This is a genomic window from Streptomyces sp. PA03-3a, assembly GCF_033792735.1.
In the GTDB taxonomy this organism is placed as follows: domain Bacteria; phylum Actinomycetota; class Actinomycetes; order Streptomycetales; family Streptomycetaceae; genus Actinacidiphila.
Map to the genome: position 1 here is coordinate 26,764 of NZ_JARAVM010000031.1, position 25,109 is coordinate 51,872.

Annotated in this window: 23 protein-coding genes, 1 pseudogene and 1 riboswitch; of the genes and pseudogenes, 19 read left to right on the forward strand and 5 right to left on the reverse strand. The window is 71.4% G+C overall.

Annotated elements, in window-relative coordinates; all coding sequences use genetic code 11:
• Window positions 1-92: 92 nt before the first annotated feature.
• The 4 genes from ctaC to PV342_RS30910 all read left to right on the forward strand — a co-directional run bounded on the left by ctaC (window position 93) and on the right by PV342_RS30910 (window position 4,578).
• The gene (gene ctaC, locus PV342_RS30895) at window positions 93-1,058 is read left to right on the forward strand and encodes an aa3-type cytochrome oxidase subunit II (protein ID WP_361012244.1); all 966 of its coding nucleotides are present in this window, start codon (window positions 93-95) and stop codon (window positions 1,056-1,058) included.
• On the forward strand, window positions 1,055-2,797 hold the full coding sequence (gene ctaD, locus PV342_RS30900; RefSeq protein WP_361012246.1) for an aa3-type cytochrome oxidase subunit I: 1,743 nt from the start codon (window positions 1,055-1,057) through the stop codon (window positions 2,795-2,797). The genes ctaC and ctaD overlap by 4 nt, the downstream gene beginning before the upstream one ends.
• Window positions 2,794-3,192, forward strand: a complete 399-nt coding sequence (locus PV342_RS30905; RefSeq protein WP_400809551.1) for a cytochrome c oxidase subunit 4 — start codon at window positions 2,794-2,796, stop codon at window positions 3,190-3,192. Before ctaD ends, PV342_RS30905 begins: the two co-directional genes overlap by 4 nt.
• A gap of 120 nt (window positions 3,193-3,312) precedes the next feature.
• The gene (locus PV342_RS30910; protein WP_400809555.1) at window positions 3,313-4,578 is read left to right on the forward strand and encodes a L,D-transpeptidase; all 1,266 of its coding nucleotides are present in this window, start codon (window positions 3,313-3,315) and stop codon (window positions 4,576-4,578) included.
• A 2-nt stretch (window positions 4,579-4,580) separates the two neighbouring features.
• Here PV342_RS30910 and PV342_RS30915 read toward each other — a convergent pair whose 3' ends face one another.
• Complete coding sequence (locus PV342_RS30915) at window positions 4,581-4,982, reverse strand: hypothetical protein (RefSeq protein ID WP_386989135.1); 402 nt, start codon at window positions 4,980-4,982, stop codon at window positions 4,581-4,583.
• A gap of 169 nt (window positions 4,983-5,151) precedes the next feature.
• Here PV342_RS30915 and ctaE point away from each other — a divergent pair, with 169 nt between their 5' ends.
• From ctaE to PV342_RS30945, 6 genes are all read left to right on the forward strand, one after another.
• Entirely contained in the window at window positions 5,152-5,772 is a 621-nt protein-coding gene (gene ctaE / locus PV342_RS30920) for an aa3-type cytochrome oxidase subunit III (RefSeq protein ID WP_026250616.1), read from the forward strand.
• Between the two features lie 79 nt (window positions 5,773-5,851).
• Window positions 5,852-6,661, forward strand: a complete 810-nt coding sequence (qcrC, locus tag PV342_RS30925; RefSeq protein WP_018557037.1) for a cytochrome bc1 complex diheme cytochrome c subunit — start codon at window positions 5,852-5,854, stop codon at window positions 6,659-6,661.
• Window positions 6,662-6,669: 8 nt separating this feature from the next.
• Window positions 6,670-7,710, forward strand: a complete 1,041-nt coding sequence (qcrA, locus tag PV342_RS30930) for a cytochrome bc1 complex Rieske iron-sulfur subunit (RefSeq protein WP_400809560.1) — start codon at window positions 6,670-6,672, stop codon at window positions 7,708-7,710.
• Window positions 7,707-9,344 (forward strand): cytochrome bc1 complex cytochrome b subunit, encoded by a 1,638-nt coding sequence (gene qcrB / locus PV342_RS30935; protein WP_391577237.1) that lies wholly within the window; start codon window positions 7,707-7,709, stop codon window positions 9,342-9,344. Before qcrA ends, qcrB begins: the two co-directional genes overlap by 4 nt.
• Window positions 9,345-9,471: 127 nt before the next feature.
• Window positions 9,472-10,536, forward strand: a complete 1,065-nt coding sequence (gene trpD / locus PV342_RS30940; RefSeq protein WP_500319550.1) for an anthranilate phosphoribosyltransferase — start codon at window positions 9,472-9,474, stop codon at window positions 10,534-10,536.
• A gap of 127 nt (window positions 10,537-10,663) precedes the next feature.
• Window positions 10,664-10,780: riboswitch (SAM riboswitch) on the forward strand.
• Between the two features lie 156 nt (window positions 10,781-10,936).
• Entirely contained in the window at window positions 10,937-12,331 is a 1,395-nt protein-coding gene (locus PV342_RS30945; RefSeq protein ID WP_400809565.1) for an aminotransferase class V-fold PLP-dependent enzyme, read from the forward strand.
• A 37-nt stretch (window positions 12,332-12,368) separates the two neighbouring features.
• Here PV342_RS30945 and PV342_RS30950 read toward each other — a convergent pair whose 3' ends face one another.
• Both PV342_RS30950 and PV342_RS30955 read right to left on the reverse strand, forming a co-directional pair.
• Window positions 12,369-12,650, reverse strand: a complete 282-nt coding sequence (locus PV342_RS30950; protein WP_018557042.1) for an Lrp/AsnC family transcriptional regulator — start codon at window positions 12,648-12,650, stop codon at window positions 12,369-12,371.
• On the reverse strand, window positions 12,647-13,426 hold the full coding sequence (locus tag PV342_RS30955) for a rhomboid family intramembrane serine protease (RefSeq protein ID WP_018557043.1): 780 nt from the start codon (window positions 13,424-13,426) through the stop codon (window positions 12,647-12,649). The genes PV342_RS30950 and PV342_RS30955 overlap by 4 nt, the downstream gene beginning before the upstream one ends.
• Window positions 13,427-13,540: 114 nt before the next feature.
• On the opposite strand from PV342_RS30955, the gene PV342_RS30960 reads away from it, so the two are divergent.
• The 6 genes from PV342_RS30960 (at window position 13,541) to PV342_RS30985 (ending at window position 20,132) form a co-directional block, all read left to right on the forward strand.
• On the forward strand, window positions 13,541-13,792 hold the full coding sequence (locus PV342_RS30960) for a hypothetical protein (protein WP_018557044.1): 252 nt from the start codon (window positions 13,541-13,543) through the stop codon (window positions 13,790-13,792).
• Window positions 13,793-13,881: 89 nt separating this feature from the next.
• Entirely contained in the window at window positions 13,882-15,285 is a 1,404-nt protein-coding gene (locus tag PV342_RS30965) for an NYN domain-containing protein (protein ID WP_386989150.1), read from the forward strand.
• Between the two features lie 315 nt (window positions 15,286-15,600).
• The gene (locus tag PV342_RS30970) at window positions 15,601-16,626 is read left to right on the forward strand and encodes a C40 family peptidase (RefSeq protein ID WP_433418986.1); all 1,026 of its coding nucleotides are present in this window, start codon (window positions 15,601-15,603) and stop codon (window positions 16,624-16,626) included.
• 155 nt (window positions 16,627-16,781) lie between these two features.
• On the forward strand, window positions 16,782-17,837 hold the full coding sequence (locus PV342_RS30975; protein ID WP_392605424.1) for a C40 family peptidase: 1,056 nt from the start codon (window positions 16,782-16,784) through the stop codon (window positions 17,835-17,837).
• 31 nt (window positions 17,838-17,868) lie between these two features.
• A complete protein-coding gene (locus PV342_RS30980; RefSeq protein ID WP_400802946.1) occupies window positions 17,869-19,044 on the forward strand; it encodes a hypothetical protein in 1,176 nt (391 codons plus the stop codon).
• Complete coding sequence (locus tag PV342_RS30985) at window positions 19,041-20,132, forward strand: M48 family metallopeptidase (RefSeq protein WP_400802949.1); 1,092 nt, start codon at window positions 19,041-19,043, stop codon at window positions 20,130-20,132. The genes PV342_RS30980 and PV342_RS30985 overlap by 4 nt, the downstream gene beginning before the upstream one ends.
• A gap of 108 nt (window positions 20,133-20,240) precedes the next feature.
• Here the strand turns inward: PV342_RS30985 and PV342_RS30990 are convergent, their stop codons facing one another.
• Window positions 20,241-20,765 carry a PadR family transcriptional regulator gene (locus tag PV342_RS30990; RefSeq protein ID WP_018557050.1) on the reverse strand — a complete coding sequence of 175 codons (525 nt, stop codon included), beginning with the start codon at window positions 20,763-20,765 and terminating at the stop codon, window positions 20,241-20,243.
• 106 nt (window positions 20,766-20,871) lie between these two features.
• Between PV342_RS30990 and PV342_RS30995 the strand changes: the two genes are divergently transcribed.
• Window positions 20,872-22,272 carry an MATE family efflux transporter gene (locus tag PV342_RS30995; protein WP_500319553.1) on the forward strand — a complete coding sequence of 467 codons (1,401 nt, stop codon included), beginning with the start codon at window positions 20,872-20,874 and terminating at the stop codon, window positions 22,270-22,272.
• On the opposite strand, the gene PV342_RS31000 is transcribed toward PV342_RS30995, so the two are convergent.
• Complete coding sequence (locus PV342_RS31000) at window positions 22,154-23,404, reverse strand: glycosyltransferase 87 family protein (protein WP_386989169.1); 1,251 nt, start codon at window positions 23,402-23,404, stop codon at window positions 22,154-22,156. The two genes, PV342_RS30995 and PV342_RS31000, sit on opposite strands and share 119 nt — an antisense overlap.
• A gap of 133 nt (window positions 23,405-23,537) precedes the next feature.
• On the opposite strand from PV342_RS31000, the gene PV342_RS31005 reads away from it, so the two are divergent.
• Both PV342_RS31005 and PV342_RS31010 read left to right on the forward strand, forming a co-directional pair.
• A complete protein-coding gene (locus tag PV342_RS31005; RefSeq protein WP_361006033.1) occupies window positions 23,538-24,668 on the forward strand; it encodes a glycosyltransferase family 4 protein in 1,131 nt (376 codons plus the stop codon).
• 103 nt (window positions 24,669-24,771) lie between these two features.
• Window positions 24,772-25,083 (forward strand): annotated as a pseudogene (locus PV342_RS31010) (GMC oxidoreductase); the annotation flags it as partial.
• Window positions 25,084-25,109 lie beyond the last annotated feature (26 nt).

Consider the following 25,109-nt stretch of genomic DNA (forward strand, 5'->3'; position numbering starts at 1 on the left):
ATAAACATCCACACCACTGCCCGCGCCAGGGCGACCGACCAGCACAGGCCGGGCATCCGGACGCGTGGGCGAGACTCTCGGGAAGGCGCTACGTGAGTCCCTACGGCTCCGACCGCTCGTCGCGGCGCCCGATGCGGCGGATTCTGCCGCAGGCGCTGGCCGCGGGCCTGGTCCTTGCGACCGCCACAGGTTGCACATACGAGGACTTCCCCCGCCTCGGCATGCCCAGCCCCGTCACGGAGCAGGCACCCCGGATCCTGTCCCTCTGGCAGGGCTCCTGGGCCGCCGCGCTGGCGGTCGGCGTGCTCGTCTGGGGACTGATCCTCTGGAGCATCATCTTCCACCGGCGCAGCCGCACCAAGGTGGAGATCCCGCCGCAGGTCCGCTACAACATGCCGATCGAGGCGCTCTTCACCACGGTCCCGCTGGTCATCATCTCGGTGCTCTTCTACTTCACCGCCCGGGACGAGTCCAAGCTGCTGGAGACCTCGGCGCGCCCCGACCACGTGGTCAACGTGGTCGGCTTCCAGTGGAGCTGGGCCTTCAACTACGTCGAGGACGTGGACGGCGACCCGTCGACGCCGAAGGCCGGCACGGTGCCCGCGGAGCTCTCCTCGATCTCCGCGAAGAAGCTGAACGCGCCCGCGGGCGCCGACGGCGTCTACGACTTCGGGACGCCCGCCTCCAGGAACCAGGACACCGGCAACCCGGGCCCGACCCTGTGGCTCCCCAAGGGCGAGTCGGTCCGGTTCGTCCTCACCTCGCGTGACGTCATCCACTCCTTCTGGGTGGTCCCCTTCCTGATGAAGATGGACGTCATCCCCGGCCACACCAACGTCTTCCAGGTGACCCCCACCAAGGAGGGCACCTTCGTGGGCAAGTGCGCCGAGCTGTGCGGCGTGGACCACTCCCGGATGCTCTTCAACGTCAAGGTCGTCTCCCCGGAGGCCTACAAGCAGCACCTGAAGGACCTGGCGAAGAAGGGCCAGACCGGTTACGTCCCGGCAGGCATTGCCACCACCGGCAACGCCAAGAACGCGGAGACCAAGACCCAGTGAGCATTCTCAACGAACCCCACGGTGCGGCCGCCGCGCACGACGACGCGTACGCGGACGAGCTGCCGGTCCGCACGAAGCAGCCCGGCAACGCCATCGTCAAGTGGCTGACCACCACGGACCACAAGACGATCGGCACGCTCTACCTGGCGACGTCGTTCTTCTTCTTCCTCATCGGCGGCGTGATGGCGCTCGTCATGCGCGCCGAACTCGCCCGCCCGGGCACCCAGGTGGTGTCCAACGAGCAGTTCAACCAGCTCTTCACGATGCACGGCACCGTGATGCTGCTGATGTTCGCGACCCCGCTCTTCGCCGGGTTCGCGAACTGGATCATGCCGCTGCAGATCGGCGCGCCCGACGTCGCGTTCCCGCGGCTGAACATGTTCGCCTACTGGCTCTACCTGTTCGGCTCGCTGATCGCCGTCGCCGGCTTCCTCACCCCGAACGGCGCGGCCGACTTCGGCTGGTTCGCCTACTCCCCGCTGACCGACGCGGTCCGCTCGCCGGGCATCGGCAGCGACCTGTGGATCATGGGTCTGGCGTTCTCCGGCTTCGGTACGATCCTCGGCTCGGTCAACTTCATCACCACGATCATCTGCATGCGCGCCCCCGGCATGACGATGTTCCGCATGCCGATCTTCACCTGGAACGTGCTGCTCACCGGTGTGCTGGTGCTCTTCGCCTTCCCGGTGCTGGCCGCCGCGCTGCTGGCCCTGGAGGCCGACCGCAAGTTCGGGGCGCATGTGTTCGACGCCGCCAACGGCGGCGCATTGCTCTGGCAACACCTGTTCTGGTTCTTCGGGCACCCAGAGGTGTACATCATCGCCTTGCCGTTCTTCGGCATCATCAGTGAGGTCATCCCGGTCTTCTCCCGGAAGCCGATGTTCGGCTACGTCAGCCTCATCGCGGCGACGATCTCCATCGCCGGCCTCTCGGCGACGGTGTGGGCCCACCACATGTACGTCACCGGTGGTGTGCTGCTGCCGTTCTTCTCCTTCATGACCTTCCTGATCGCGGTACCGACCGGTGTGAAGTTCTTCAACTGGATCGGCACCATGTGGAAGGGCTCACTGAGCTTCGAGACACCGATGCTCTGGGCGATCGGCTTCCTGATCACCTTCACCTTCGGTGGTCTGACCGGCGTCATCCTGGCCTCGCCCCCGCTGGACTTCCACGTCTCCGACTCGTACTTCGTGGTGGCGCACTTCCACTACGTCGTCTTCGGAACCGTCGTCTTCGCGATGTTCTCCGGCTTCCACTTCTGGTGGCCGAAGTTCACCGGCAAGATGCTCGACGAGCGCTTGGGCAAGATCACCTTCTGGACGCTGTTCATCGGCTTCCACGGCACCTTCCTCGTCCAGCACTGGCTGGGTGCCGAGGGCATGCCCCGCCGGTACGCGGACTACCTGAACGCCGACGGCTTCACCACGCTGAACACCATCTCGACCATCAGCTCCTTCCTGCTGGGCCTGTCGATGCTGCCGTTCGTCTACAACGTGTGGAAGACGGCGAAGTACGGCAAGCCGGTCGAGGTCGACGACCCGTGGGGTTACGGCCGCTCGCTGGAATGGGCGACCTCCTGCCCGCCGCCGCGGCACAACTTCCTCACGCTGCCGCGCATCCGGTCCGAATCCCCGGCCTTCGACCTCCACCACCCGGAGATGGCCGCTCTGGACCAGCTGGAGAACGTCGGCGCGGCTCCGGCCGTCTCCGGCGGCGACGAGAAGGAGAGCGGCAAGTGAAGTTCCAGGGCAAGCTGTTCCTGTGGCTGTCCGTCTTCTTCCTGGGCATGGCCGTCGTCTACGGCCTGTGGTCCAAGGAGCCGGTCGGCACCACGGCGCTCTTCCTCTCCTTCGGCCTCGCCGTGATGGTCGGTTTCTACCTGGCCTTCACCGCCCGGCGTGCCGACACCGGTGCGCAGGACCGCGAGGACGCGGACGTCGCGGACGACTCCGGCGAACTGGGCTTCTTCAGCCCGCACAGCTGGCAGCCGCTCCTGCTGGCCTTCGGTGGTGCCATGGCCTTCCTGGGCATCATCTTCGGCTGGTGGCTGATCTACTTCGCCTCGCCGTTCATCATCGTCGGCCTGTGGGGCTGGGTCTTCGAGTACTACCGGGGTGAGAACCGCACCCAGTGAGCGCCCGGCGCCCACGCACCGCACGGCGATGGCCCGGACCCCCGGCAGGGGGTCCGGGCCATCGCCCGTTCGCACGCGCTCGACGGGCGCCCGAGATCGTCTCTGCTTAGCGTGGTGACCATGGGTCACTTTTCTCCGCGCCGCATGGCGACCGCGATCGCTGCAGTGACACTCTCCGCGCCGCTGGCCTCCTGTTCGGGCGGCGGCGATCCCCTCGCCAAAGCCCCCTACGACGCCGCCGGCCAGGTCGTGTGGACCGGAGGAGCCGCCGGGTCGAAGAAGGCCGACCCCAAGAAGCCGCTGGAAATCACCGTCAAGGGTGAAGGCCACCGCATCACCGACGTGACGGCCTCCGACGGTTCGGGGCGGTACGTGAGCGGCAAGCTGTCCGGGGACGGCAAGCGCTGGCGCAGCACCTCCAAGCTCTCCGCGGCGGCGCACTACGTCGTCAAGGTGACCACCGAGGACGGAAAGGGCCGCCAGGGCCGCAAGACGCTCTCCGTCGACACCACGGGTACCAAGCGCCACCTGAAGGTCACCTTCGGCCCGGAGAGCGGCACCTACGGCGTCGGCCAGCCCATCACCGCCGAACTCAGCGCCGCCGTGAAGGACACCCTCGGCCGGAGCGTGGTCGAGCGCAACCTGCACGTCAACGCCTCACCGGCGGCCGACGAGGGCGCCTGGTACTGGGTCGACGACAAGACCCTGCACTACCGCCCCAAGACCTACTGGCCCGCACACGCCCGTATCGACGTCCGCAGCACCCTGGACAAGGTGCACATCAAGGGCTCGCTCTACGGAGGCGACGTCAAGCCGCTGACGCTGCGCACCGGCGACCGCGTCGAGGCCGTCACCGACGCGGCCACGCACACCATGACCTTCAAGCGCAACGGCAAGCTCGTCCGCACCATCCCGGTGACCACCGGCAAGCCCGGGTTCTCGACCCGCAACGGCATCAAGGTGGTGCTGGGTCAGGAGGCCAACGTACGGATGCGCAGCGAGACCGTCGGCATCGCCTCGGGCAGTTCCGACTCCTACGACCTGCCCGTGCAGTGGGCCACCCGTGTCACCTGGAGCGGGGAGTACGTGCACGCCGCGCCCTGGTCGGTGGGCTCGCAGGGAATCGCCAACGTCAGCCACGGCTGCGTCGGCATGAGCACCGCCAACGCCCACTGGTTCTTCGACAACGTGCGGGTCGGCGACGTCGTCTCGGTCGTCCACAGCCTCGGCGAGGACATGCCCGCCTTCGGCAACGGCTTCGGCGACTGGAACCTGTCCTGGAGCGAGTGGCGCAAGGGCAGTGCGACGGGAGCGCGCAAGGGCGCCGACCCGGCCGTGGCCGACCGTACCGACGCCCCTGAGGCCCGTCTGCAGCCCGAGATGTGAGGCTAGGCGTCGACGGCCAGCCGCTGCCTCAGCAGCCCCGCCAGGGCGTCGTTGAGCGCGACCGGGTCGACGGGGTGGGTCACCGCCGCGTCGGCCCGGCTCCAACTGGCCAGCCAGGCGTCCTGGGGACGCCCGATGAGCACCAGCACCGGCGGGCAGCGGAAGATCTCGTCCTTCACCTGGCGGCACACTCCCATGCCGCCGGCCGGGACGGCCTCGCCGTCGAACACGCACGCGTCGATGCCGCCGCTCTCCAGGGCGCTGAGGACCGCCGGGAGGGTCGCGCACTCCAGGTACTCGACCGGCGGCAGATCGCTCGCAGGGCGGCGGCCGACGGCCAGACGGACCTGTTCCCGGGTGTTCCTGTCGTCGCTGTAGACCAGCACCGTCGCGGTCGTCTGCATCCGTGCCTCCTCGCCCTCGTGGAGTCGCCTGCCTGTGGCCGAACCTTACTCCCGAGCACGGTGCTTCGAGGAGGGTTAGCTCCTTCGGGCGACGCCTTTCCCTACCTCAAGGGCCTTGACACACCGAATGGCACCCCCCGGAGTGAGCGCGAGATAAGGGACCGACATAATGTCGGTCGTGGCGACAGCAACAGCAGTAGAAACCGGGCACGCGCACCCGTCGGTCAACCGGCCGAACCTCACCAGCGTCGGAACCATCATCTGGCTGAGTTCCGAGCTGATGTTCTTCGCGGCCCTCTTCGCGATGTACTTCACCCTTCGCTCGGTCACGGGTGCCGAGTACTGGAAGGCGCACGCCGACGTCCTGGACATCCCGTTCTCGGCGACGAACACCACGATCCTCGTGCTCTCCTCCTTCACCTGCCAGATGGGTGTGTTCGCCGCCGAGCGCGGCGATGTGAAGAAGCTGCGCTCGTGGTTCATCGTGACCTTCGTCATGGGCGCGATCTTCATCGGCGGTCAGATCTTCGAGTACACCAACCTGGTCAAGGAGGACGGCCTCTCGCTCTCCTCCGACCCGTACGGTTCGGTGTTCTACCTGACCACCGGATTCCACGGTCTGCACGTGACAGGTGGTCTCATCGCCTTCCTGCTGGTCCTGGGACGGACCTACGCGGCACGGCGGTTCACCCACGAGCAGGCCACCGCGGCCATCGTCGTGTCCTACTACTGGCACTTCGTCGATGTCGTCTGGATCGGCCTCTTCGCCACGATCTACCTGATCAAGTAGTCGGACCCGCGCGCGAGTCGCGCTGACGGTCACGACATCCAGAACATCGACGCAAGAGATCCTGACACCGGGGTAATCCGTGAAAAAGCTCTCCGCACGACGGCGCCACCCGCTGGCGGCGCTTGTCGTCCTACTTGTCGCGCTCACGGCCATCGGGGGGCTGTACGCCGCGCTCGCGCCGGCGCCCAAGGCTCAGGCGGACGACAGCTCCCAGTCCCTCGCCATCGAAGAGGGCAAGAAGCTGTACACCGTCGGCTGCTCCAGCTGCCACGGTACGTCGGGGCAGGGCGGCAGTGACGGCCCCAGCCTCGTCGGCGTCGGCTCCGCGGCCGTGGACTTCCAGGTCGGCACCGGCCGCATGCCGGCCCAGCAGCCCGGCGCCCAGGTGCCGCGCAAGAAGGTCATCTACACGCAGAAGCAGATCGACCAGCTCGCGGCGTACATCGCCTCGCTGGGCCCCGGCCCGGTCACGCCCACCGAGGAGCAGTACGACCCGGCCGGCGCCGACGCCGCGCGCGGCGGGGAGCTGTTCCGCACCAACTGCGCCCAGTGCCACAACTACCAGGGCAAGGGCGGCGCGCTGACGCACGGCAAGTACGCGCCCACGCTCGAGGGCGTGAGCAACAAGCACCTGTACGAGGCCATGCTGACCGGCCCGCAGAACATGCCGTCCTTCCCCGACACGACGATGCCGGAGGAGAACAAGCGGGAGATCATCGCGTACCTCGACGCCGTCAACGGCGAGGGCGCGCCGAGCCCCGGCGGCATGTCGCTGGGCAGCCTCGGCCCGGTCACCGAGGGTCTCTTCGGCTGGATCTTCGGCCTCGGGGCCCTGATCGCCTGCGCCATTTGGCTCGCGGCCCACACCACCAAGGCGAAGAAGTCATGAGTCAGGACATGTCAGAAGAGAACCTGCCGGACAGGCCGGCACACGAGGGCGGCGGCCAGGTCGCGACCGCGGAGAACCCGTTCGCGGACCCGGGCTTCCCGGCTCACCAGCCGCGCCGCCAGGACATCGACGAGAAGGCCGCGAGGTCCTCCGAGCGCACGGTGGCGTTCCTGTTCACCGTGTCGATGCTCGCCACGCTGGGCTTCATCGCCAGCTTCGTGGTCATCCCGATCGACAAGATCGTCTACATCTGGCCGCTGGGCCACATCAGCGCGCTGAACTTCGCGCTGGGCATGACCCTGGGCGTCTCGCTCTTCGCCATCGGCGCCGGCGCGGTCCACTGGGCCCGCACGCTGATGTCGGACGTCGAGGTCGCCGACGACCGCCACCCGATCGCGGCGAGCCCCGAGGTCCGGGCCAAGGTCATGGCGGACTTCGCCACGGGCGCCGGTGAGAGCCAGATCGGCCGCCGCAAGCTGATCCGCAACACCATGCTCGGCGCGCTGACCCTGGTGCCGCTCTCCGGGGTGTTCCTGCTGCGCGACCTCGGCCCGCTGCCGGAGGACAAGCTCCGCCACACGCTGTGGTCCAAGGGCAGGCTGCTGATCAACCAGAACACCAACAAGCCGCTGCGTCCCGAGGACGTCGCCGTGGGCTCGCTGACCTTCGCCGTGCCCGAGGGCCTGGAGGAGGAGCAGCACGACTACCAGGAGCAGGTCGCCAAGGCGGCCCTGATGATCGTCCGCATCCAGCCGAACGACATCAAGGACAAGAAGTCCCGCGACTGGGCGCACCAGGGCATCCTGGCGTTCTCCAAGATCTGCACCCACGTCGGCTGCCCGATCAGCCTCTACGAGCAGCAGACGCACCACGTGCTCTGCCCCTGCCACCAGTCGACGTTCGACCTGTCCGACGGTGCCCGGGTGATCTTCGGCCCCGCCGGTCACGCCCTGCCGCAGCTGCACATCAGCGTGAACGGCGAGGGTTACCTCGAGGCTCTGGGCGACTTCGAAGAGCCCGTGGGCCCGGCCTTTTGGGAGCGTGGATGAGCACCAACACGAGCGCGAGCGCGAAGCCGCGCGGAAAGGCGCCCGCCGGCGAACGCGTCGCCGACTGGGCCGACGGCCGGCTGGGCATCTACAGCCTGAGCAAGGCCAACCTGCGGAAGATCTTCCCGGACCACTGGTCCTTCATGCTGGGCGAGATCTCCCTCTACAGCTTCATCATCGTCATCCTGACCGGCGTCTACCTGACGCTGTTCTTCCACCCGGCGATGAACGAGGTCGTCTACGACGGCTCCTACGCGCCGCTGCAGGGCATCAAGATGTCCGAGGCGTACGCGTCGACCCTGCACATCAGCTTCGACGTGCGCGGCGGTCTGCTCGTCCGGCAGATCCACCACTGGGCGGCCATCGTCTTCGTGGCCGCGATGCTCGTGCACATGATGCGCATCTTCTTCACCGGTGCGTTCCGCAAGCCGCGCGAGATCAACTGGGTCTTCGGCTTCCTGCTGCTGTTCCTCGGCATGTTCGACGGCTTCATGGGCTACTCGCTGCCGGACGACCTGCTGTCGGGCACCGGTATCCGCTTCATGGAGGGCGCGGTCCTGTCCGTGCCGATCGTCGGCACGTACCTCTCGTTCTTCCTCTTCGGCGGTGAGTTCCCCGGCACCGACATCGTGCCGCGGTTCTACACGATCCACGTGCTGCTGATCCCCGGCATCATGGCGGGCCTGCTGGTGGCCCACCTGATCCTGGTCTTCTACCACAAGCACACGCAGTGGGCCGGACCGGGCAAGTCGGAGAAGAACGTCGTGGGCATGCCGTTCTTCCCGGTCTACACGGCCAAGGCGGGCGGCTTCTTCTTCGTGGTCTTCGGTGTCATCGCGGCCATGTCCGCGCTGGTCTCCGTCAACCCGGTGTGGGCGTACGGCCCCTACCGGCCGGACCAGGTGTCCACCGACGCCCAGCCCGACTGGTACATGGGCTTCTCCGAGGGCCTGATCCGCATCATGCCGGGCTGGGAGATCAACTTCGCGGGTCACACACTCGTCCTGGGCGTGTTCATCCCGCTGGTGATCTTCCCGCTGGTCCTGGGCTTCATGGGCGTCTACCCGTTCCTGGAGTCCTGGGTCACCGGTGACAAGCGCGAGCACCACCTGCTCGACCGGCCGCGCAACCGTCCCGTCCGCACGGGCATCGGCGCCGCCTGGATCAGCCTCTACCTGATCCTGCTCGTCGGTGGCGGCAACGACCTCTTCGCCACCCGCTTCCATCTGTCGATCAACGCGATCACCTGGGTGGTCCGGGTCTCGTTCTTCGTGCTGCCGGTGCTGGTCTTCTTCGTCACCAAGCGGATCTGCCTGGGTCTGCAGCGGCGCGACCGGGACAAGGTGCTGCACGGTCGCGAGACCGGCATCATCAAGCGGCTCCCGCACGGTGAGTTCATCGAGATCCACGAGCCGCTGGAGCAGGGCGCGCTGTTCAAGCTCACCCAGCACGAGCAGCCCAAGCCGCTCGAAGTCGGCCCCGAGGTCGACGAGAACGGCGTGGAGAAGAAGGTCGGCCCCACGGCGAAGCTGCGCGCGAAGCTGTCCCGCGGCTACTACGGCGAGGGAACGCAGATCGACAAGCCCACCGTCGAGGAGTACGAGGAGATCACGAGCGGCCACGGTCACCACTGATCACTGAAGCTGTGCCACCGGGCAGGGTCCCGTCCATCCGATGGACGGGGCCCTTTCCCGTTCCCCCGCGCCGATAGGCTGGAGCCGAAGGTTTCCCGCCGCACGTCAGACCCCCATGGAGTGGACCATGAGCGTTGTGAACCCCGCCGGAGGCGCATCCGTGGCGGGCGGCTCCTGGCCCGACGTCCTGGGCGCGCTGCTGAACGGCAAGGACCTCACGGCGGCCGAAGCGGCGTGGGCGATGGACCGGATCATGAGCGGCGAGGCCTCGGACGCCCAGGTAGCCGGCTTCATGGTGGCCCTGCGGGCCAAGGGGGAGACGGTCGAGGAGGTCACCGGCCTCGTCGAGTCGATGTACGCGCACGCGGAGCCGCTGCACATCCCCGGCCCCGCCGTGGACATCGTCGGCACCGGCGGCGACCGTGCCAGGACGGTGAACATCTCCACGATGTCCGCCATCGTGATCGCCGGCACGGGCGCGAAGGTCGTCAAGCACGGCAACCGGGCGGCCAGCAGCGCCAGCGGTGCCTCCGACGTCCTGGAGAAGCTCGGCATCAACCTCGACCTGCCCGCTGGCCGGGTGGCGGAGGTCGCCGAGGAAACCGGGATCACCTTCTGCTTCGCCGCGAAGTTCCACCCCGCGATGCGGTTCGCCGCCCCGGCCCGCCGCGACCTGGGCATCCCGACCTCCTTCAACATCCTCGGCCCGCTGACCAACCCGGCCCGGGTGGGCGCCTCCGCCGTGGGGTGCTTCGACACCCGGATGGCCGGTCTGATCGCGGGCGTGCTGGCCCGCCGCGGCTCCTCCGCGCTGGTGTTCCGGGGCGACGACGGGCTGGACGAGCTCACCGTCACGGCCACCTCCCAGGTGTGGGTGGTGCGGGACGGGAAGGTCGAGCGGGAGTCCTTCGACCCGCGCGACGTCGGCATCGAACTGGTGCCGATCGAGGCGCTGCGGGGCGCGGACGCCGCCTACAACGCCGACGTCGCCCGCCGGCTGCTGGCGGGCGAGACCGGCCCGGTGCGTGACGCGGTGCTGCTCAACTCGGCGGCCGCGCTGGTGGCGCTGGAGGGCGCGGGCGGTCCGCTGACCGAACGGATCGCGGCCGGGATCGCCCGGGCGGCCGAGTCGGTCGACTCCGGGGCGGCAGCACGAACGCTCGAGCGCTGGGCCGCGGCCACGCAGGCCTGACGACGCGAACCACCACGCAGGGCCGGGGCCTTCGCCCCGGCCCTGCGCGCTGTCCGGTCCAGGGCGGGCCGTCCGGGATGCGGACCGCGGCTTGCGGCGACGTGCCCCTGTGGCATGATGCTGCGCAGGTCACGAGTGACAGCGAAACGGCCCCGGCCCGCTGTCCGGCAACCCTCCTTCCGTGGCGGGGTGCCCCGGGTGATGACCAGGCCGCAGGCAGCAAGGTCTGCGGCAAGCGCGGTCAGAGGAGTTCCTCCATGAGCAAGCGAATGCGCTAGGGCCCTTCCGGCCCCCAGCCGCCCCTCCCCACCCTCTCCCCGGGCGTCCGCCCGTCGTGCCGAGGGCTGTTCCGTCATCACTGACGTTCCTTCACCCCCGCCTGCTCACAGGAGACTTCGCCATGTCGCCGCGCCCTGCCCTGCCCTCGTCCGTCCACGCTCCGCTGCCCGTCCTGGGGCGCGAAGTCCTCGTGCCGCTCGTGACCGGGGGCGAGGTGGGGTACGCCGCCCTCGACTACGCGGCCAGCGCGCCCGCGTTGCAGCGGGTCTGGGACGACGTGGCGGCCTACGCGCCGTACTACGGCAGCGTGCACCGGGGGGCCGGCTACCTCTCGCAGCTGTCGACCGACCTGTTCGAGCAGAGCCGCGCAACGGTCGCGGAGTTCCTCGGCTGTCGCCCCGGCGACCAGGTGATCTTCACCCGTTCGACCACCGACTCGCTGAACCTGCTGGCCGCCGCCGTACCGGCCGGCACGAGCGTCTTCGTCTTCGAGACCGAGCACCACGCGTCCCTGCTGCCGTGGCGGGAGGCCGATGTGACCTACCTCGGCGCCCCCCGCACCCCGGCGGAGGCGGTGGCGACGCTTGAGCGGGCACTGGCCGCCCGGGCGGCGGACGGACCGGCTCTGGTCTGTGTGACCGGGGCGTCCAATGTGACCGGTGAGCTCTGGCCGGTGCGGGAGCTGGCCGCGGCGGCCCACGCCCACGGCGCCCGCATCGTGCTGGACGCGGCGCAGCTCGCCCCGCACCACCCGGTGGACGTCGCGGAACTCGACGTGGACTGGGTGGCCTTCTCCGGGCACAAGCTCTACGCGCCCTTCGGCTCCGGAGTGCTCGCCGGCCGCGCCGACTGGCTGTGCGCGGCCGAGCCCTACCTGGCCGGCGGCGGCGCCTCCCGGCGGGTGGCCCGCAGTGCGGACGGCGGGGTGGACGTCGACTGGCACACCACGGCCGCCCGGCACGAGGCCGGCTCGCCCAACGTCATCGGCGCCTATGCGATCGCCTCGGCCTGCCGCGCGCTGACGGAGGCCGGGTTCGACCGGCTGGTCGAGCGGGAGCAGGCGCTGGTGGCCCGTGTGCGGGCCGGACTGGCCGAGGTCCCCGAGGTCAGGGTGCTCTCGCTGTTCGGGGACGACGCCCCCCGGGTCGGCGTCGTCTCCTTCGTCGTCGAGGGCTGGAACAGCTCCCACTTCGCGGCGGCGCTCTCCGCGGAGTACGGGATCGGAGTCCGCGACGGCCTCTTCTGCGCGCACCCGCTGCTGCGCACCCTGCTCGGCGCCGCCGACCAGGAGCCGGGCGAGTGCGGTGCCCCCGAGGCCCCTTCGGGCGAGCTCCCGGACCCTTCGGCCGGGGGCGCCCCCACGCTCAACGCCATCCGGGTCTCCTTCGGCGCGGGCACCCCGGACGAGCACGTGGAACGCTTCGTCGACGCGGTGCGGGAGCTGGTGTCGGACGGGGCCAAGTGGCGTTACCGCACCGAGGACGGCCGCTGCGTGCCGGACCGGGACCGGGCCTGAGCGGCCCGGCCCGGGTGCGCCGCGCAGGGCGGCTCGGTCAGGCGTCCAGGCCGATGGCGAAGGCCGTCTCGAGGTCGTGCTGGGAGTAGGTGCGGAACGCCACGTGGGTGTCGGTGGCCTCGACGCCGGGGATCTTGCTGATCCGGCCCGGGATGACGTCCGCGAGCTCGTCGTGCCGGGCCACCCGCACCATGGCGACCAGGTCGTACGTCCCCGTGACGGAGTAGACCTCGCTGACGCTGTCGAGCGCGGCGATGGACTCCGCGATCTCGGGGATACGGTCGACGCTGGTCTTGATGAGCACGATCGCGGTGATCACGGCTGTAGGTCTCCTTGGCTCGCCCTGGCTGCGGGCTCAAGCTTAGGCGTTGCGCGATAGCACACCCACGCGCACAGGAAGCCGCAGACGAAGCCGGTGATGTGGGCGAGGTAGGCCACCCCGGGACCCGTCTGCTGGATCTCGCCGGCGAGCCACTGCAGGACGAACCAGAAGATCAGCACCATCCAGGCCGGGAAGCGCAGCGGCAGGAAGAAGAGGAAGGGGAAGACGCTGGTCACCCTGGCCTTGGGGTAGAGGTAGAGGTACGCGCCGAGCACCCCGGAGATCGCTCCGGACGCGCCGACCAGGGTCTGGGTGGAGGAGGTGTGCCCGAGCGCGTAGCCGTACGTCGCCACGTAGCCGGAGGCGATGTAGAAGAGCAGGAAGCGCAAGCGGCCCATGCGGTTCTCGACGTTGTCGCCGAAGACCCAGAGGAAGAGCATGTTGCCGAGCAGGTGGAACCAACCGCCGTGCACGAACAGCGCGGTGAGCACCGACACGAACGGCGAGGTGGCGAAGGACTTCAGCGGCGGGCAGCCGTTCGGCATCGGCACCTGGGCCGGGGGGACGTGGCCGTGCCAGAGCTCGGTGGGGATGACACCCCAGCGGGCGAAGTACGTCGCCTGGGCGCACACCTGATCGTGGCCCATGCCGTACATGTAGTTGAGCCCGGAGGACGGGCTGATGAGGAAGAGCACCCCGCACAGCCCGATCAGCGCGTACGTCACCACGGGTGTGCGGTGGACGGGGTTCTTGTCGTACACCGGGATGACCATGGACCGATCATGACGGAACGGGTGTAACGGTCGCGGGGCGCCTCGCCGCAGCGCGCGGGACCACCGAGGCCGTAGGGTGACCGGAACGCATCCGCACGACCGAGGAGACGACCGATGCCGGTGCCCCTGCCGACCGTCACGACCCGCTGGCGTTGCACCCTGTGCGGCAATCTGACCCGGTTCGACGTCACCCGCTCCAGCAAGGTCGTCGAGTACGTCCACCTGGATCTGGCGGGTGAGCCCTCGGTCGAGGAGCGCGAGGTGCTCAGCGAGACCGTGGAGTCGGTGCGCTGCCGCTGGTGCAACGCCGTGGACCAGGTCGAACTGGTCGACCGCCCCGACACGGCGGCGGCGACGCAGGCCTGAGCGCGGCCGGGGACAATAGAAGAATGCGGCGCGGCCAGAGAGGTTGAAGGAGGCCGGGGAGGCGCCCACGGACTGGACGGGAGTGACGGGTGGACGGGACCGGCGGTAATCCGGGCCGCGGCGAGGAAGCCGCCGCGCCCGAGACCGCGGCTGCGCCGGAGGAGTCCGTCCACGGCGAGTCGCTGGACCGTCCGCTGCCCGAGGGCGTACGGCACCGCGTGGTCGCCCTGGCGGCGGAGGCGTTCGGCGGGCTGACCCCGGCCGAGCTGCCCGCGGTGCTGCGCCCCTACGCCCGGTTCACCCCGAGCCGCCGCGCCAAGTTCGCCGCGACGGCGCTGGCCACGGCGCTGGAGGGCGACCCGTCCTTCCGGCAGCGGGTGGGTGCCCGGCTGCGCGAGGCCGAGCCGGAGCTGTGCGAGGCGCTGGACGCCGGCACCCCGCCCCCCGCGGTCGACCCGCTGGACGTGGCGGCCGCCGCGTATCTGCTGCGTCCCGCGGGCTGGGCCAAGCTGGTGGCCGCCGCGGGCGAGGAGGCCCAGCGGGTCAGCGCCGAACGGGCGGGCGAGGAGGCGCAGCGAGAGCTGCGGCAGCTGAAGGCGGAACTGGACGAGGCCCGGACCCAGTCCCGTAACGAGGCCGTGCGCGTCCGCACCGAACTGGAGGCGGCCCGCAAGGAGGCCGAGTCCCTGCAGCGCAAACTGCGCAGCGCGGCGAGCGACGTGAAGCGGGCCGAGGCCGCGCTGCGCAAGGTCGAGGCCGAACTGGACGAGACGCGCGCGGCCGCGGCCGCGGAGAAGGCGTCGGCGGACGGTGAGGCACGCCGGCTGCGGGCCCGGCTCGCCGAGGCCGAGCAGGCCGTGGAGGCGTCCCGCCGGGCGGCCCGGGAGGGCCGCAGCACCGAGGACATGCGCCTGCGGCTGCTGCTGGACACCGTCCTCGACGCCGCGTCGGGACTGCGCCGGGAGCTGGCGCTGCCGCCGCGCGACACCCTGGGCGCCCGGCCCGCGGACACCGTCGACGCGGTGATGCCGGGGGCTATCAGCCCCAAGGACATCGCGCGGCGCGCCCTGTCGGAGGACGATCCGGCGCTGCTGGACCAGCTGCTGGCGCTGCCGCAGTCCCATCTGGTGGTCGACGGCTACAACGTGACCAAGACCGGTTATCCGGCGCTGCCGTTGGAGAAGCAGCGGCTGCGGCTGCTGGGCGGCCTGGCGGTGCTCGCGGCGCAGAGCGGCGCCGAGGTCACCTGCGTCTTCGACGGGGCCGATCTGGACGCCCCGGTGCTGCTGGCGCCGCCGCGCGGGGTGCGGGTGCTGTTCAGCAAGGCCGGTGAGACCGCGGACGAGTTGATCCGCCGTCTGGTTCGGGCGGAACCTCCCGGTCGTCCGATTGTGGTGGTTTCTTCCGATCGCGAAGTTGCTGACGGTGTGGCCCGTGCCGGCGCCCGCCCGGTCGCATCCACCTTGCTGCTGAAGCGACTTGCCCGGGTGTGACCTGGAGCACACTGTGGGGTGCGTGAGGCGCTTTTTGTGGACTCAGCGTCAACTCGTCATCACTGCACGTGCGATATGTGTAAAGAAACCGCGGTCGAGCGACTTTTTTTCTTCAGGGATTTGATCCGATCACAAGATGGTCACTATGGTCGTGCCTCGAACCTCTGCCCAGTCGATCATCCACTCAGGATGACGGCGGAGGTCCCGCCGATCTGAAGTGCCGCGCGTACGACGGGGGACGCCGACGCTCAGGGCCGGGGAACCCAGTTCCCGATGCATGCGGCAGGCGGCTGGAGGAAGAAGGAGCTCGCCCGAGTGGCGTCCCACCGTCGTCCCAAGCAGGCCAGTCGCACACGTGTCACCGTGCTCACCGCGACCGCCGCAGCAGCCGTCGCCCTGTCCGCGCAGGCGGCCCAGGCCGCTCCCGCCAAGCCCTCCGTCAAGAGCGTGAAGGCCAAGGTCGACGGCCTCTACGAGCAGGCCGAGCAGGCGACCGAGAAGTTCAACGGCGCCAAGGAGAAGCAGCAGAAGCTGCAGAAGCAGGTCGAGGACCTGCAGGACGAGGTGGCCCGCCAGCAGTCCGAGCTCAACGACCTGCAGGACGACCTCGGCACCCTGGCCAGCGCCCAGTACCGCAGCGGCGGCATCGACCCCTCGCTCCAGCTCTTCCTCTCCGCCGACCCGGACAGCTACCTCGACAAGGCGTCCACTCTCGACCAGCTGAGCACCAAGCAGGCCGAGGGACTCCAGCAGATCGCCGAGAAGAAGCGCACCCTCAACCAGCAGAAGGCGGAGGCCGCGAGCAAGCTCGACGAGCTCGACGAGACCCGCACCGAACTGGGCAAGAAGAAGAAGGAAGTCCAGGCGAAGCTCAGCGAGGCGCAGAAGCTGCTCAACTCGCTGACCGCCGCCCAGCGGGCGTCCCTTGAGGCCGCGGAGAACCGCGCCAACCGCTCCAACGAGCGGGTCGACCTGGGCAACGACCTCCCGGCCTCCTCGCTGGCCGCCGCGGCCCTGTCCGCCGCCAAGACCAAGCTGGGTTCGCCGTACGTCTACGGCGCCACCGGCCCGAGCTCCTTCGACTGCTCCGGCCTCACCTCCTGGGCCTACGCCCAGGCCGGCGCCGGCATACCGCGCACCTCCCAGTCCCAGGCCAACGCCGGCACCCGGCTGTCGATGAGCCAGCTGATGCCCGGCGACCTCGTCATCTTCTACGGCGACCTGCACCACGTGGGGCTCTACGCGGGCAACGGCCAGGTCCTGCACGCGCCGCGCACCGGCACCGTCGTGCGCTACGAGTCCATCAACAACATGCCGTTCCAGTTCGGCGTCCGCATCTGAGGTCCGGGCCCGAAGCAGCGGAGCCCGTTGAACCTATCGGGTGATCTCGTACGGTGACGGCCCGGCGGTGACCTGCGCAAGCAGGGCACCGTCAGGCCGCCCGGCCGTACCCGGTCTTTGAACTCCCCGTGTCCGGCTGACTACTGTCAGTCGACGTGCCATCCCATCGACGCATTCCGCAGCCCGGCCGGACTCCGCGTGCCTCCAGGGCCACGGTCCTGACGGCGGCGGCCACCGCCGCCGCCGCGATGGCGGGCGCGGCCACCACCGCGCAGACGGCCGCGGCCGACCCCGCGGACACCCCGGGCGATGTCGCGGCCCGCATCGACCACCTCTACACGCAGGCGGAGCGGGCCACCGAGCAGTTCAACGCCGCCCGCGAGAACACCCAGCGGCTCCGGCGCGAGGTGGAGGTGCTCCAGGACCGCGCCGCGCGCGGCCAGGAGCGGGTCAACCGGCTCCGGGACGACCTCGGCACGCTCGCCGGGGCCCAGTACCGCGGCGGGGGAGTGGACCCGACCCTCGCCCTGCTGCTCTCGCCCGACCCGGCGACCTATCTGGACCGGGCCGCCACCCTCGACCGGATCAGCAACCGCGGCAACGCGCGACTCGGCGAACTCCGCTCCGCCCAGCGCTTCCTGGACCAGGAACGCTCCCGGGCCACCGACCGGCTCGGCGAGCTCGAGCGGGCCCGCACCACCCTCACCGCCCGGAAGAAGGCCGTGCAGCGCAAGCTGATGGCGGCCGCGCGCCTGGTCAACTCCCTCTCCCCGCAGGAGCGCGCCCGGCTCGCCAGCCGCCTGGAGGCCCGTGCCTCCCGTTCCGGCCGCACGGTCGACATCCCGGATCTCGGCCCTCTGTCGCTGCGCGCCGCGACCGCCGTCGCCGCCGCGCGCTCCGCCGTCGGCGCCCCCTACGTGTGGGGTGCCACCGGCCCCGGCTCCTTCGACTGCTCCGGCCTGATGGTCTGGGCGTACCGCCAGGCCGGCGTGGGCCTGCCCCGCACCTCGCAGGCCCAGCTGAGCGCCGGACGGCACGTGCCGCTCAGCCAGGCGCGCCCCGGCGATCTCGTCCTCTACCGCGGCGACGCCAGTCATGTCGCCATGTACGTCGGCGACGGCCGGGTCATCCACGCCCCCTACCCCGGCGCCCGGGTCCGCTACGACCCCGTCGCCATGCTGCCGATCTCGGCGGTGACCCGGCCCACGTGAGCGTCGCCGCCGGGACCGTACGATCGGCGGCGTGGCCCTCTTCCGCTCGCCGACCCGCGCCGCGGCCGCCGCGCTGTGCGCCGCGGCGGTGCTCCTCGCGGGCTGCGGACGCTCGGGCGGCGGTGCGGCGGAGCACGCGGGCCCCGGGGACCCGGTCGTCCGGCAACTGCTGGAACGGCGGGCCGACGCGGTCCTGGACCGTGACGAGAAGGCGTATCTGGCCGATGTGACGCCCGCCCGGCGCGAGGCCGAACGCCGGGTCTTCCGCAACCTCCGGGAGCTCCCGCTCGCCGCCTGGTCGTACCGGCTGGTCTCCATGGAGGGCGCCGACCCGGTGACCGCCCGCGTCGAGCTGCGCTACCGCCTCAAGGGCTACGACAGCGCCCCGGTCACCACGGACGAGTCCCTGCTGCTGCGCACCGACGGCGGCGAAGGCTGGCGGGTGGCCGGCGACGGCGACCCGGGCGGCCTGCTGTGGGAGCAGGGGGCGCTGCACGTCGTCCGCGGCAGCCACAGCCTCGTCCTCGGCACCGGCGACCGCGAGGAGCTGGCCGGGTACGCCACCGACGCGGACCGGGCCGTCCCTCAGGTGCGGCGGGCCTGGGGCGGGAAGGGGTGGACCGGACGGGTGGTGCTGGAGGTGCCCTCCTCACTGCGGCGCATGGGCGAGCTGCTGGACGCCCCGGCGGAGACCTACGCGGGCGTCGCGGCCGTCACCACCGGGGAGGCCGGCGGCAGCGGGACCGCCCCCGCCGGACGCGTCATCGTCAACCCCGAGGCCTTCGCCGGGCTGTCGGCCTTCGGCCGCCAGGTCGTGCTCACCCACGAGACCACCCACGTCGCCACGCGCGCCGCGACGACCTCCCGCACCCCCATGTGGCTCTCCGAGGGCTTCGCCGACTGGGTCGCCTACCGGGACTCCGGCCGTACGGCGGCGAGCCTGGCGCCCGAGCTGCGCCGCGAGGTCACGGCCTCGGGCCCGCCCGGCCACCTCCCCGCGGACGCCGACTTCGCGCCCGGCGCGACCACGCAGGCCCAGGCGTACGAAGGCGCCTGGCTGGCCTGCCGGCTCATCGCCGGCACCTGGGGCGCCGACCGGCTGGTCGCGCTGTACCGTTCCGGTGCGGATCTGCGCGGCACGCTCGGCATCGACGAGGACACCCTCACCGAGCGCTGGCGGGCCTACGTCGAGGGGGAGTTGGGATGAGCGGCACGGACGGGGACTTCACACCGGAGGAGACCGCCCGCGGCAGGGCCCTGCGCCGCGCGCAGCTGCCCTTCCTGCTCGGCGGCCGCCTCGCCGGGCTCGCACTGCTGCTGGTGCTGGGGCTGACCCCCGCGGGCGCCGCCCTCACCGGGCTGTTCGGCGACGCCCGGGCCCTGCGCGTGCTGGCCGGCGGCCTGCTGCTGGTGCTGCTCCAGCAGGCGGTCACCCTGCCGTTCTCCGCCCGGGTCCGCGTCATCCGGCGGCGCTACGGGCTCGTCACGCAGGGCTGGGGCGGCTGGGCCGTCGACGTCCTGCGCGGGCTGCTCGTCTCCGTTCCGCTCGTGCTGGCCGCGCTGTACGGCTACTACGGCCTCGGCTGGGCCTGGGCGGCCCTGGGCGCCGTCTGCGCGGCCGTCGTGCTGTCCTGGCTCGCCCCGGTCGTACTGGAGCCGCTCTTCAACCGCTTCCGGCCGATGGAGGACGGGCCCCTGCGCGACGCGCTGCTGGCGCTGGCCGAGCGGGACCGGATCCCCGTACGGGCGGTGCTCGTCGCCGACGCGTCCCGGCGCACGACGGCGCTCAACGCCTATGTCTCCGGCTTCGGGCGCACCCGTCGGATCGTCGCCTACGACACGCTGCTCGGCACGGCCCCGGCGGCCGAGGTCGAACTCGTCGTCGCCCACGAACTGGGACACGTCAAGCACCGCGACGTGCCGCGCGGCACCCTGCTCGGCGCCCTCGGCGCGGGAGCGGGGGTGTGCGTGCTCTCCGCCGTCATGGCCGCCTCCTCCCACGGCACGGACGACCCGCGCGGGCTGTTCCTGCTGGCGGCGGTGGCAGCGGTGCTGTCGGCGTGCGCCGGGCCGTTCGGCTGCGCGCTGAGCCGGCGCGTCGAACGGCGGGCGGACACGCACGCGCTGGAACTCACCGGGGACGCCGAGCGGTTCATCGCCATGCAGCGCCGGCTCACCGTCACCAACGTCTCCGACCCCGACCCCCCGCGCCTTCTGCACGTCCTCTTCGGCACGCACCCCACCGCGGTCCAGCGCATCGCCGCCGCCCGCGCCTACGCGGCCGCCGCGGGTTAGCTCGGTGCGCGGATCGCCCTTCGCGGGCCGTCCGCGCAGACTGCGCGGGACCGCTCGCCTCCCCGGGCGGGCAGCCCGGACCGCGCGCGGGCCTCGCCCGGACCTGGCTCAGGCGGTGAGCTCCGCCAGGGCCTCCGTGAGCCACTCGCGCTCCGCGCGACCCGTGGCGCGCGCGATGCGGAGCATGCCCTGGCGGAAGGGGTCGCCCGTGTCCTCGGCGCGCACGGGCTTGCCGCGGTCGTAGAAGAAGCTGGCCGGGGTCTCCAGGAACTCCAGGCGGCGCCGCAGCACCCCGGCCTGGGCCGTGGTGTCGGGGAGGTGTCTCAGGAACGCCAGCACGGCGAAGAAGCGGGTGGCGTCGGTGATCTCGATCGGCTTGGGGTCGCGGAGCCGGGCGAGCAGCCGCGTGCGCCCGGCGTCGGTGAGCGAGAGCACGCGGCGCGGGGCGGCTCCGACGCCGGGCTCGGTGTGCTGGCCGACCAGCCCGGCCGCGGTGAGGCGGTTGATGGCCGGGTAGAGCGCGCCGTCGCTGACGGGGCGGACGTGGCCGTTGAGTGCGGCGATGCGCTCCTTGAGCTCGTAGCCGTGCAGGGATTCCTCGTAGAGGAAGCCCAGGATGGTGAGCTCCAGCACTGTTCGCCACCTTTCCCGATCATGCGTTCGGACTTGCCAGTGCAGTGCCCATGATGGTACCTCTAAACGTGGTATCTCGAAACGAGGTACCCGGGGGAGGGAAACCATGACGCACCGCGCCCGACTGACCGCGCTGGCGGGCCCGGTCTACCTGGAACTGCTCGCCGGCGTCGTCGCCGGGATCATCGACGTGCTGTGGGTGGCCCGGCTCGGCGGCGGGGCAGCGGCCGTCGCGGCCGTGGCGGTGGCCACGAACACCGAGAACGTGCTGCTCGGAGTCGTGCTGATGGCCGCGCAGGGGACGACGGTGCTGGTCTCCCGGGCCGCCGGGGCGCGGGACCCGGCGGCGGTCGGGGCGGCGGTGCGCGGCGGCTGGGCGCTGTGCGCGCTGCTGGCCCCGGCGGTCGCCGTCGGCGGATTCCTGTGCCGGGAGCCGCTGGCGGCCCTGCTGCTCGGCGGGCACGGCGACCCGGCGGCCGTCCGCCTCGCGGCCGGGTACTTCGCGGTCTCGCTCCCCGGCACGGCGGTGTTCTACGCCCAGAACACCCTGGACGGCGTCTTCAAGGGCGCGGGCGACACAGGTACCCCGATGCGGCTCGCCCTGCTCGCCAACGGGCTGATCCTGCTCCTCGACCCGTTCCTGATCCACGCCCTCGGGGTGCGGGGCGCGGCCGTGGCCACCGTCGCGGGCCGCGCCGCGGCCCTGGCCGCCGGGCTGGCGCTGCTGCGCCGCAACCCCCTGGTGCGGCGGGCCGCGACCGTCCCGCCCGCCGAGCCGGTGGCGGCCGCGCTGCGCCGTACCGCCGTGACGGGGGCGCCGATGGCGGCGGACTTCCTCGTCCGGATGGCCGGCACGCTCACCCTGGTGGCGATCGTGGCCCGGCTGGGCGTCGACCGGGTCGCGGCATACGGGATCGCGACCAAGGCGGTGTACGTGGCGACGATGGGCTTCTACGCCGTACGCCAGGCGGCGTCCATCCACACCGCCTACCACCTGGGCGCCGGCCGCGACGAACGGCGCGCGATCGGCCGCCAGGCACTGCTGCTCGGCGCCGGCCTGGGACTCCTCGCGGCGGTCGTGCTGCAGCCCGCCGCGCCCTGGATCATGGCCGCCTTCGGTGCGGAGCCCGGCGTGGCCGCGGCAGGAACGGCGTTCCTGCGCACCCTGGGGCCCTACCTGGTGCTGCTGGCGTGCTTCATCGCGCCGGGCGGTGTCCTCCAGGGCGGCGGCGGGGCCGCGCTGCTGGTCCGGGTGACCCTGGTCGGCACGGCGGTGCAGCTGCCGCTCGCCTACGCGCTCGCCGTCCCGGCCGGGCTGGGGCTCGTGGGCGTCGGCGTGGCGATGGCCGTGGCCGCGGGACTGCAGTGCCTGGCCGTGACGGCGGCCTTCACCAGGTCAGCAGCTTCTCGGCGTCCTGGTCGTGCTCCGGCAGACGCGTCTCGGACGCCCTGCGCGGCCTCGACGGCAGACGGGCCGAGGCCACCCACAGCCGGCGGCAGGCGATGACCGAGGCGGCCACCAGCAGTCCGTTGCGGAGCAGCAGCAGCGTGATGCCGAGATCGGTGCTGCCGACGACGTCGGCGAAGCGCACCGGGAACTCGTACAGGGTGAGCACCGTCGCCGCCAGCACCAGCACCGCGGGCAGCACCATCACACTGGCCCGCAGCGTGAGGCATACGGCCGCCAGGCCGATCAGCCAGATCATGTACTGCGGGCTGATCACCCGGCTGGTCGTGGTGAACAGCAGCACCGCGGTGAACGCCGCGTCGAAGGCCGTCTGCGGGCCGTACGTCCGCGCCCGCAGCCGCCACAGCAGCAGCCAGCCGAAGGCCACCGCGGTCAGCCCGAGCGCGATGTCGCTGACCAGGCCCACGTAGGGCCCGAGGAACTCCACGGAGCCGTAGTTCAGCAGCACCTGGCCCTCCCAGCCGTGGTGCCGGGCGATGTGGAAGACCAGGGAGCCCAGGGACTCCACCTCGGTGCCCCGCTCGCCCTGGAAGCGCAGGAAGGCGAAGGCCCCCGGCATCCACAGCCAGAAGCCCAGGGCGAGGACGCCCGCCCCGGCCGCGGCCGCCGCCCAGATCCGGCGGTCGCGGACCCCAGTGAGCAGCAGCACCGGCCAGACCTTGAGCATCGCGCCGAACGCGATCAGCGCGCCCGCGACCCTGGGACGGCGCACCGTCGCCAGCAGCGCGGCCACGGCGACGGCGGTGACCATGACGTCGTAGCGCGCGTACGCGGTCGGCCCCAGCAGCGGCACGCCCAGCACCCACACATACGCACCGGCCGGCCGCCGCCCCTCGCCGCGCGAACCGCGCAGCAGCAGCGCGAAGGCGACGAGGTCGGCGGCGCAGGCGAGCCAGAAGAAGGCGGTCGCGTAGTCGAGGAACGGCAGCATCGCGGGGGAGAGCACCGCGAGCGCGGCGGCGGGCGGGTACTGCCAGGTGACGTCGTGGTGGGGGAAGGCGCCAGCCTTCAGGACCTCGTACCAGCCGTGGTAGATCACCGAGACGTCGGTGGTCACGTCCAGCGGGGACAGGCTGAGCACCTTGAAGACGTAGAGCAGCAGCAGGACCCTGGTGGCCACCCAGGCGAGGACCGGCCCGACCGGGAGCCGCTTGCCGCTGTCGCCTGCCATGTCCACCTCGTCGAATCGGTTCTGCTGTGATGATGCACGATGCCGGTCTCACCTGTGGACAGGCGTGTGGAGCTTAGACGCGCCGGTACCGCGGTCGGTTGCCGCGGACCGCACCGGATACCCTCGGCGACGTATGGACAAGACCCTGATCGTCACCAACGATTTCCCGCCACGTCCCGGTGGCATCCAGGCGTTCGTGCACAGCATGGCGCTGCGCCTCGATCCCGGCCGGGTGGTGGTGTACGCGTCGACCTGGCGGGACGGCTCCGAGGTCGCCGCGTTCGACGCCGAGCAGCCCTTCCCGGTCGTACGTGATCGTACGACGATGTTGCTGCCGACCCCGAGGGTGACCCGGCGGGCCGCCGCGCTCCTGCGCGAACACGGCTGCACATCGGTGTGGTTCGGGGCGGCGGCCCCGCTCGGGCTGATGGCGCCCGCGCTGCGCAAGGCGGGGGCGCGCCGGCTGGTGGCGACGACCCACGGGCACGAGGCGGGGTGGGCGCAGCTGCCCGCGAGCCGTACGCTGCTGCGGCGGATCGGCGAGGGCACCGACACGATCACCTATCTGGGCGAGTACACCCGCTCCCGGATCGCCCGGGCGCTGACGCCCGAGGCCGCCGGGCGCATGGTGCAGCTCCCGCCGGGCGTGGACGAGAAGACCTTCCACCCGGCCTCCGGCGGCGAGGCGGTGCGCGCCCGGCTCGGGCTCACCGACCGGCCCGTGGTCGTCTGCGTCTCCCGCCTGGTGCCGCGCAAGGGCCAGGACACCCTCATCGAGGCGATGCCGCGGATCCTGGCCGCCCAGCCGGACGCCGTCCTGCTGGTCGTGGGCGGCGGCCCGTACGCGGACGACCTGAAGCGGCTCGCCGAGCGGACCGGGGTGGCGGAGTCGGTGCGGTTCACCGGGGCCGTGCCCTGGCAGGAGCTGCCCGCGCACTTCGGCGCCGGCGACGTCTTCGCCATGCCGTGCCGCACGCGCCGCGGCGGGCTGGACGTCGAGGGCCTCGGCATCGTCTACCTGGAGGCCTCGGCCACCGGGCTGCCGGTCGTCGCGGGCGACTCCGGCGGAGCGCCGGACGCGGTGCTGGACGGCGAGACCGGCTGGGTGGTGCGCGGCGGGGAGCCCGGGGAGGCCGCCGAGCGGATCCTGGCGCTGCTGGACGACCCGGAGCTGCGGCGCCGGATGGGCGAGCGCGGGCGCAAGTGGGTCGAGGACGCCTGGCGGTGGGATCTGCTCGCCGGGCGGCTCAAGGCCCTCTTGTAAAAGCCCGTGTGCGCACGGTATGGGCGGAATCTGCCGCCCATGATGCGTCATGACGGCAGATCTGGCGCATCGTCAGATACTGGGCATGGCCGCCCTGCAGACCTGGAGCCGCTCCCGGAACCAGCCCTCCGTCGCCGCCGCGAAGACCCTCTGCGACCGCGTCAACCGGGCCAACGCCACCATCTACCGCTACGACCTGTTCGGCGGCAACCGCGTCTTCGCCGACGACTTCTGCCACCACCCGCTGGGCGGCTGCGTCCTCGGCGGGGCCACCGACGCCTATGGCCGCGCGAAGGGCTACGACGGCCTGTACGTCGTCGACGGCTCGCTCGTCCCCGGCTCCATCGGGCTCAACCCGTTCGTCACCATCACCGCCCTGGCCGAGCGCACCATGGCCAGGGTCCTGGCCCAGGACGGCATCACCTGGGAACGCCGGCGGCC